Raw genomic sequence first — 1,200 nt, 5'->3', positions numbered from 1 at the left:
TCAACAGCTCCCCGCCCCGTCGTCGTTCCCGAGCACCTGCATCACGAACGCAAGCACCGACGACGTGGTCGGGGTGCCGGTCCGCACGTCCGGTCGTCAGCGCGACGCACGGGCCAAGCCCTCGCACAGCACCCGCAGCGCCGCCACCTTCTCCAACCCGTAGCGCTGCCCGGCCGGGTCCACGAGCCGGTCGACGCGGGCGAGCAGGTCCAGTGCGCCGGAGGCGTCCCCGAGCTGGGCCAGTGCCTGGGCCCGCAGCCAGTCGCAGTAGGCCCGCTCGGCACCCGAGGCGAGCAGCTGCTCCGCCAGGGCCAGAGCCACCGCCGCCTCGCCGGCTCCCAGCAGCACCCGCGTCAGGACATCGGTGGCCTGCTGCCACTCCGGTCCCGCGCTCGTGAGCTCCCGCACCGCTTCGAAGGCGTCCACGGCCCGCTGCCGATCCCCAGCCCCCACGCACGCGCGCCCCAGAGCCAGGCAGGCCCGGGCGACCGCGGCGTCGTCCCTCGGCACGGTGGTCAGCAGTTCCTCGAGCGCCCGTTCCGCCAGCCGGGCGTTGCGGCGTCCCTTCACCGCCAGTGCCTCGGTCGTGGCGTACCCCTCGTGCTGCAGCCGGAGCACCTCTTCGGGCACCGCCACCGGAGCGGCTGCCGCGGTGCCGGGGTGCTCGACCCGTTCGTGCACCCGGCCGCGCCAGACGGCGTCGTGACGCCGGAACAGGCGCGGGGACACCGACGTCACGTCGCCGCCGGCCTCGGCGGTGGCGACGTTGACGATGCTCACCAGCAGCGCCGGCCCCGGCTGGCGCCCCAGCAGCGCCCGGAGCGCGATCGCGTCCCCCTGCACCACCTCGTCGGCGTCCACGCTGAGCACCCACTCGCCGCGCGCCCGCTCCAGCGCCGTGTTGCGGGCCGCGGCGAAGTCGTCGCTCCACCCGCCCTCGACCAGCGCCACGTCCCGCCGGTGCAGCAGGTCCACGGTGCCGTCGGTGGAGCCGGTGTCGTGCACGACGATCTCGTCAACGAGACCGTCCAGCGCGTCCAGGCAGACCTCGAGGCGGTGAGCCTCGTCGCGCACGATCAGGCAGGCGCTCAGCAGGGGAGTGCTCACGAAGGCTCCGTCGGGGTCGTGGGGCGCGTCACCCGATTGGAGCACACCGTGAGGTTCAGGTCCTGCTGGTGAGGGCCGATGAAGTGGGTGGCT

General features: G+C 74.3%; 1 protein-coding gene. It reads right to left on the bottom strand.

The window, feature by feature from the left end:
- Positions 1 to 96 precede the first annotated feature (96 nt).
- Positions 97 to 1,107, bottom strand: a complete 1,011-nt coding sequence (locus V9U69_RS19245) for a glycosyltransferase family 2 protein (RefSeq protein WP_337063522.1) — start codon at positions 1,105 to 1,107, stop codon at positions 97 to 99.
- Between the last annotated feature and the right edge of the window lie 93 nt (positions 1,108 to 1,200).

This window comes from Kineococcus sp. G2, from assembly GCF_037154035.1.
GTDB lineage: Bacteria > Actinomycetota > Actinomycetes > Actinomycetales > Kineococcaceae > Kineococcus.
The sequence above is the reverse complement of the archived record's forward strand: the minus strand, read 5'-3'. Positions and strand labels throughout refer to the sequence as shown.